At 65.2% G+C, this 6952-nt stretch carries 6 protein-coding genes and 2 pseudogenes; 3 read left to right on the top strand and 5 right to left on the bottom strand.

The genetic code is table 11. The features are described 5' to 3' along the window. Positions 1-361, bottom strand: a pseudogene (locus EOA79_RS27670) (hypothetical protein); the annotation flags it as partial. 162 nt (positions 362-523) lie between these two features. On the opposite strand from EOA79_RS27670, the gene EOA79_RS27665 reads away from it, so the two are divergent. Then, entirely contained in the window at positions 524-1108 is a 585-nt protein-coding gene (locus EOA79_RS27665; protein WP_095826117.1) for a nitroreductase, read from the top strand. A 1-nt stretch (position 1109) separates the two neighbouring features. Beyond that, the gene (locus EOA79_RS27660; RefSeq protein ID WP_127334974.1) at positions 1110-1718 is read left to right on the top strand and encodes a flavin reductase family protein; all 609 of its coding nucleotides are present in this window, start codon (positions 1110-1112) and stop codon (positions 1716-1718) included. Between the two features lie 63 nt (positions 1719-1781). Here EOA79_RS27660 and EOA79_RS27655 read toward each other — a convergent pair whose 3' ends face one another. Together EOA79_RS27655 and EOA79_RS27650 are read right to left on the bottom strand one after the other, a co-directional pair. Continuing rightward, positions 1782-2663 (bottom strand): CoA ester lyase, encoded by an 882-nt coding sequence (locus EOA79_RS27655; RefSeq protein ID WP_095826133.1) that lies wholly within the window; start codon positions 2661-2663, stop codon positions 1782-1784. Beyond that, positions 2663-3115, bottom strand: a complete 453-nt coding sequence (locus EOA79_RS27650; RefSeq protein WP_095826116.1) for a MaoC family dehydratase — start codon at positions 3113-3115, stop codon at positions 2663-2665. The genes EOA79_RS27655 and EOA79_RS27650 overlap by 1 nt, the downstream gene beginning before the upstream one ends. A 150-nt stretch (positions 3116-3265) precedes the next feature. On the opposite strand from EOA79_RS27650, the gene EOA79_RS27645 reads away from it, so the two are divergent. Further along, entirely contained in the window at positions 3266-4387 is a 1122-nt protein-coding gene (locus EOA79_RS27645) for a DUF2336 domain-containing protein (protein WP_095826115.1), read from the top strand. A gap of 78 nt (positions 4388-4465) precedes the next feature. On the opposite strand, the gene EOA79_RS27640 is transcribed toward EOA79_RS27645, so the two are convergent. Beyond that, positions 4466-6532 carry an FUSC family protein gene (locus EOA79_RS27640; RefSeq protein ID WP_095826114.1) on the bottom strand — a complete coding sequence of 689 codons (2067 nt, stop codon included), beginning with the start codon at positions 6530-6532 and terminating at the stop codon, positions 4466-4468. Positions 6533-6575: 43 nt separating this feature from the next. Continuing rightward, a pseudogene (locus tag EOA79_RS27635) lies at positions 6576-6952 on the bottom strand (DNA topoisomerase IV subunit B); the annotation flags it as partial.

Raw genomic sequence — 6952 nt, 5'->3', positions numbered from 1 at the left:
GTCCGTAAGAGGCGTGGACCAGGTAGCTGCCGGGGTCGAGCTGGAACACCGCCGTGCCGCCATGCGCGGACGCGACCATCGGCAGCTTGCCGTCGCTGGCCGGTTCCGGCTTGAAGACGCGCCAGACGATGCCGCGGGTGATGTCGGCGCCCTTGTCGGTCAGTTGCGCAGAAAGGGTGATCGCTCCGCCGCTGCCAAGCGCCAGCGACCGCTCGCTCTTCGGCGTCGCATAGCTCGAAATGCCCGGCAACTTGATATTGCCGACATCGTTGGCGTTCTGGGCCAGCGCGAACGAAACCGGCACCGCAAGCAACGCGGCGATGAGCCCGACCACGAAAAGGCGCAGAGTCCCCTCAAACATGCCTTGCGTTGAAGCCCAAGGCGGTGGCAATTTCAAGGCTCAAGAGCCTGCCGCCCTCCGCCAGGGCTCTTTATCCGGCGTATAATTGCGCCATTGCCCGAGCCGCCCGATCTCCCGATGGCGCGCTTCAGCTCAAAATCGAATGCTAGGAGACTTGCGCCCATGGCGTCGCCGATCATCGACTTCCTGCTGACCCGCAGTTCAGCGCCGATTCCGGACCTCAAGGAGCCGGCGCCGAGCGATGCGGAAATCGCCACGATGATCGCCGCGGCGTCGCGGGTGCCAGACCATGGCCGCCTCGAGCCATGGCGGTTTATCGTCTACCGCGGCGAGTCGCGGGTCGAGATCGGCAAGAAGCTCGCGGCGCTTGCCGAGCAGCGCGAAGGACCGTTGCCGGAGGGGCGCCGCAACCAGGAACTGGCGCGCTTCTCGCGCGCCCCGCTGGTGATCGGCGTAGTCTCCGTGCCGCGGGAGAACCCAAAGATCCCGCAATGGGAGATGTTCCTGTCGGGTGGAATGGCGGCTATGAATCTGATGATCGCGGCCAACGCGCTGGGCTATGGCACGAACATGATCAGCAACTGGTATTCCGACGTTGCGGAGGGCAGGGCGATCCTCGGGCTGTCGCCGCAGGAGCGCGTCATCGGCTTCGTCCATATCGGCTCGTACCAGGGACCGGCGCCGGAGCGGCCCCGACCCGATCCGGCGAAGCTCTATGCCGATTATGCCGGGCCGTGGGCCGGCTGAGATGTTCTACGAGCCATCCAAGGGGCACGGCCTGCCGCACGATCCGTCGAAGGCGATCGTTGCACCCCGCCCGATCGGATGGATCTCGACATTGAACAAGGCCGGTGAGATCAACCTGGCGCCCTATTCCTTCTTCAATGCCTTTTCGACGCGGCCTTTCATCGTCTGGTTCTCATCCGAAGGCGCGAAGGACAGCGCCACCTTCGCTGAAGAAACCGGCGAATTCGTCGCCAATCTCGTCAGCCGCAAGCTTGCCGAGAAGATGAACCGCACCGCCGTCGATGCGCCGCGCGGCGTCAGCGAGTTCGCCTATGCCGATCTCGCCATGGCGCCGTCGCGCCTCGTCGCGCCGCCGCGCGTGGCGGAAGCGCCCGCCGCCCTCGAATGCAAGGTGACCGAGATATTTCGGCCGCGGGCACTGGATGGCGCCGAGACCAGCGCCATCGTCGTCGCCGGCGAGGTCGTCGGGGTCCACATCGACGATGCTTATCTCAGGGACGGCCTGTTCGACATCGTCAGGGCCGGCAATGTCGCCCGGCTCGGCTATATGGACTATGCCAGCGTGAACGAGATTTTCTCGATGCGGCGGCCGCGCTGGAGCAAGGATTAACCGAAAGGGCTACACGGCTCACGTCCGCTACAAACTGATCCCCATTGTCTGGCAATTGGCGGTTCAGGCTGAAAGTCCCGCCGCTCTCGCGCGTGCCAGCAGCCGCTCCGCAAGCCGTAGGTGCGGCCGATCATACATCTTGCCGTCGATGCCGACGACGCCCGGATTTCCCGCCGCCGCGAAGGCGTCGACGATCGCCCGCGATCGTTCGACCGCTTCCGGCGAGGGCGTGAAGGCGGTGTTGATGACCGGCACCTGCGCTGGATGGATCGCCATCTTGCCGGTAAAGCCGTCGCGCTCGGCCTCTCTGCATTCGGCTTCGAAACCGGCCATGTCGCGGAAATCCGGAAAGACGGTATCGATCGCGGCGATTTCCGCCGCTCCGGCCGCCAGGATGGTCGTCGCGCGCGCCAGGCGGAAGACGTCGGTGTAGCGGCCGCTCTCGTCGCGCGCCGAACGCGCGCCGATTGCGGCCGACAGATCTTCTGCGCCCCAGGTAAGTCCGGCAAGCCGGCTGCTCGCTCCGGCGTAGCTCGCGGCAGCCAGCAGGCCGGATGCGGTTTCGGTGATGATCGGCAGGATCTTTATGCCGCCATCCGGCAAGCCGCTTTCGGCCTCGTGCACCCGAAGCTTGGCCGCGAGCTGCTGGACATCCTGTCCGCTGTTCGACTTCGGCAGCATGATGCCGTCGGGTTTCACCGGGACGAGCGCCGCAAGATCATCGTCGGTCAGGCCGGTCGACAGATCGTTGACGCGTACGTAGATGTCGGAGCTGGTCTGCTGTCGGTGGCCGGCGATGAGGTTCGCCGCGACTTTGCGGGCGGCCGCCTTGTTGCCGGCGGCGACCGAATCCTCAAGGTCGACGATGACCACGTCGGCGCCGGCGCCAAAGCCCTTTTCCAGCTTGCGCTCGGAATCGCCCGGCACGAAGAGCAGCGAGCGCATCAGGACGCCTTCTTCATCATCATCGCCTGCCTCGTGCATTTGGCGACAAGAACATCGTTCTGATTATAGGCGCGGTGCTCGAATTCGACGATGCCGCGATCGGGCTTCGACCTGGACTCGCGCACCGAAACGACCGTCGTCTCGACGCGAATGGTGTCGCCGTGGAAAACCGGGTGCGGGAAGACGGTCTCCTTCATGCCGAGATTGGCGACAGTGGTGCCGACGGTGATATCGTTCACCGAGATGCCGATCATCAGGCCGAGCGTGAACAGCGAATTGACCAAGGGCTTGCCCCATTCGCTCTTCGCGGCGAAGTCGAAGTCGATGTGGAGCGGCTGCGGGTTCAGCGTCATCACCGAGAACAGCATGTTGTCGCTTTCGGTGACGGTCTTGCGCAGCGTGTGCCGGAAGACGCGGCCGGCGACGAACTCCTCCAGATAAAGCCCGGCCATGGTCGATCTCCTCCGCTATTCCTGTTTGATAGGCGTTGGTTGCAAAGCCATCAAGCCGGTTAAGAAACATGGTGAACCGTTCGTAAACCATTTTCAGCTTACCGTTCCCAACGGGGCCGAAACGTTTCGGCAAGGGCGTAGCTGATCGGCATGGTTGTTTCGCATTTTCTAAAGTGGATCGATAAGGCAAGGGTTTCCGAGCGCGCCGCCGCCGCGAGCGCGCTGGCCCGCGCCTACATCAATTCCGACCTGCCGTTCGAGGATCGCTGCGCCGCCGAGGCGGCGCTCACGCTGCTGCTCGACGACGTTTCCGCCAAGGTCCGGCAGGCGCTCGCCGAAGCGCTGTCGATGAGCCATCACGCCCCGCCGCAGGTGATCGCAGCACTCGCTTCCGACCAGCCGGAAGTGGCGGCGCTGGTGCTGGCGCGTTCGCCTTTGCTTACCGATGCCGATCTCATCGACCGCGTCGCCTGCGGCCAGAAGGCCACCCAAAAGCTGATAGCCAACCGTCCGGTCGTCTCGATGTCGCTGGCGGCAGCCATCGCCGAGATCGGCGAGCCGGAAGCCTGCGCCACGCTGATCGCCAACAGCGGCGCCGATATTGCATCGCTGAGTTTCCGCCGCATGGCCGAACGGCACGGCCACCTGCCGCTCGTGCGTGAGGCGCTGATCGCCGACGCGCGGCTTCCCGCCGACTGCCGGCACATGCTTCTGGTCAAGCTCGGCGAGACGCTGAAGGGATCGCCGCTGGTGCTGGCACTGATGGGAGCGGCACGGGCAGACCGCGTGATGCGCGACGCCTGCGTGAAGGCTTCGGTGACGCTGATCGAGGGCACCCGCGCCGAGGAGCACGCCGCGCTGATCGAGCATCTCAGACTGCGCGGCGATCTCACCGCGAGCTTCATCATCCGCACCGTCGCGCATGGCAAGGTCGACTTCTTCGGCTCGGCCCTGGTGGCGCTTGCCCAACAATCCGAGCAGCGGGTGAGGGCGTTGCTGGCCGGCGGGCACGACGTTGCGCTGCAGGCGCTGTTCCGCAGCGCAGGCCTCGCCGCCGTCACGCACGGCATCATCCTGTGCGCGCTGAAGATCTGGCGCGAGGTCGCCAACGGCAAGCGTGTCGCCGGCGTGCAGGAGGTGAGCTGGCTGATGTTGAAGGAACTCGGCGGGCAATCGGCCGAGGGCGATCTCGCCGGACTGGTGAAGTCGATCCATCTCGACGCGCTGCGTGAGAACGCGCGCGGGCATGCGCTGGCAATTGCCGCCGCCTAGCGCATGTCGGTATCAGGTGTGGCCGGACTGCAAATGGCAGCTTCCTGCTCGATGCTCACGTATCCCGGCCCGGCCCGTCTAAGGGTGCCCCTTCGCGAAAAAATCCGGATAATCCTGCATCGCGGCAGCGATGATGCGCAGTGAGGCCGCGACCTGAAGCATTTCCGGCCGGTCGCTGCGACCGGCGATGCTCGCCGCATATTCCCGCGCCACGGCGATGGTCGAGGTCTGCGGCTCGCCATGCCTCCCGAACAGCAATTCCCGCGCCAAGCCGCGCAGGAAGTTGCCGATCGACTCCACCGTCTCGCGTGGAACGGCGGAGTTCAGTTGCGCCTGGCGCAGCCGGAGCACTTCGAGGCCGACGGTCACGGCGGCAATGCTGCCGCCAAGAATAGGGTCGCCTTTCCTCCCGGTCTGCTGCAGTTGCGGCATCAACTGGTTGATCCGGTCATAGACCAGGCTTTCGAAGGCCGAACGCCTGGGGACGCGCTCATGCAGGCAAAGGCGCGCCAGGTCCTCGCGCATCGCCGTCGAGATGCGCTCAACAGTGGCCCAGGGATTGGCCGGCAGAACGACGATGAAGACGCCGATGGCGATCAGGATGCCGACCAGGATCGATGCCGATCCGGCGAAGAACGGGCCGGGATCATAGGTCATCATCTGGTGCGGGCTGAGGAAAGCCAGGAAATTGATGGCGAAGGCGGTGGCCACGCCGACATGCCGCGGATTGGCCATGCCGAGCGCTGCCGGCACCAGGATCGGCACGACAAAGAGGGTGAACCAGCCGAAGCCGGGCAGCGCCGGCATTGCGATCTGGCCGACGAGGAAAGCGAAAGGCAAAGCGAGGAGCGTTCCGGTGAAGAAGCCCCAGGCCGACTGAACCGGATCGGGACGTGCCGCGAACAGGCTGGAGACGACGGCGACGAGAATGACGGTGCCCGCCGCCTCCGACCATTTGGTGGTCAGCCAGAAGGCGGCCACCAGAAGCGTGGCGAGCGCGGCGCGCACCGCATTGCGCCAGGCCGCATGATAGTCGCGGTGCACGACCAGGGCCGGCTGCTGCCGCTCACGAGACGTTCGGGAAACCGGCGAGCGAAGCGCATCCAAGCCGCGCATCACCTGCTTCAGCGCCTCCGCGAAATCGGCGGCAATGGTGAGGCGGGTGATGGTGCCGACCTTGTCTTCACCGGGATCGGTGGCCACCGGCGCCGTTTCTCTTGCCCTGATCGCGATTGCCTCGAGCCGGGCCACCCATGGGCCGGTGTCGTCCAACGCGTCGCGCGTCGTAGCGAGTTCCCCGACGATTGCCTTCAACTCGCTGCGAACAGGGATGAGCGTCGCATTCTCCGGCGCGGCATGGGTATGCAGCGCGCGGGCCGCCGAGAGCGCCCACAGGAGCTGTCCGATCGTGCGCCGGACCGGATGGGCGCGGGTCGCGAAGCTCGGCGCTTCGAGGCGCGCATAGGTGCGCATTTCGGCAAGTGTCTGGGCATCGGTGATCAGCTTGCGCTGGAGAGCGGCAAGACCGGCCGGATCGCCGTCGGAAAAGGCGCCTGAGGCGTAGTCGGCGAGATCGAGAATGCTGCGTTTCAGCCTGGAGATGATGGCGTCCGCCGCGAGCTTCGGCAGGATCAGCCGGCTGGTGACGCCGGCGCAGACGATGCCGAGCACAATTTCGGCGCAGCGCGCGACAGCGAGATCGACGACGAGATGCGCCTGCCCGAATGCCGGCAGACTGATGATCATCGCTGTATAGCCGGCAAGGGCGGCGCCATAGGCTTCCGGATTGCGCAGCAGCGAGGAAACGAGGGTGCTGACGCCGATCCATAGTGCCAGCACCGTCACCAAGAGCCAGGGATTGGTGCCGAACAGCGATGTGATGCCGATCGCCGCCAGGCCGCCGGCCAGCGTACCGAGCAGGCGGTAGAAGCCTTTCGCCAGCACCATGCCGGCGACCGGCTGCGCGACGATGAACACCGTCATCATCGCCCATTGCGGATGATCGAGCTTTAAGGCGTAAGCGGCAAGCAGCGCGATCAGCCCGGCAGAAACCGTGCGCAGGGCGAAGATCCAGTCCGAGCGCGTCGGCTGGGTCAGCTGACTTAACGGTGTCCCGGCTAGATCCTTCAGCCGCGTCCAGGTCACATGCAAGTCTCCGTGCCGGAGCCTGTTATGGACCAGTCCGCGTTCAGATATCCAGCACGTCGGCCTCGGCGAATTCGGCACGTTCCTGGATGAAGCGGAAGCGGGCCTCGGGCTTGGTGCCCATCAGCGCGTCGACGGCGTCCTTGGTCGCCTGCTCGGCATCGATCACGTCGACCCTGAGAAGCGTGCGCTTCCTCGGGTCCATCGTGGTTTCCTTGAGCTGCGAGGCCATCATCTCGCCAAGGCCCTTGAAGCGGCCGATCTCGACTTTGCCGCGCCCGGTGAATTCGGTGCGCAGCAATTCGTCCTTGTGCGCGTCGTCACGTGCATAGGCCACCTTACCGCCCTGACGGATCGAATAGAGCGGCGGCACGGCCATATAGAGATGGCCACCGCGGATCAGGTTAGGCATCTCCTGAT

Origin of the sequence: Mesorhizobium sp. M1A.F.Ca.IN.020.03.2.1, assembly GCF_004023205.1 — a bacterium.
Taxonomy (GTDB): domain Bacteria; phylum Pseudomonadota; class Alphaproteobacteria; order Rhizobiales; family Rhizobiaceae; genus Mesorhizobium.
This window is presented reverse-complemented; position numbering and strand designations above follow the sequence as displayed.

Excerpts from the sequence above, each read along its gene's own strand:
- EOA79_RS27665 (WP_095826117.1), top strand. The coding sequence starts at position 524 with ATGGCGTCGCCGATCATCGACTTCCTGCTGACCCGCAGTTCAGCGCCG.
- EOA79_RS27650 (WP_095826116.1), bottom strand. The coding sequence starts at position 3,115 with ATGGCCGGGCTTTATCTGGAGGAGTTCGTCGCCGGCCGCGTCTTCCGG.
- EOA79_RS27660 (WP_127334974.1), top strand. The coding sequence starts at position 1,110 with ATGTTCTACGAGCCATCCAAGGGGCACGGCCTGCCGCACGATCCGTCG.
- EOA79_RS27645 (WP_095826115.1), top strand. The coding sequence starts at position 3,266 with ATGGTTGTTTCGCATTTTCTAAAGTGGATCGATAAGGCAAGGGTTTCC.
- EOA79_RS27655 (WP_095826133.1), bottom strand. The coding sequence starts at position 2,663 with ATGCGCTCGCTGCTCTTCGTGCCGGGCGATTCCGAGCGCAAGCTGGAA.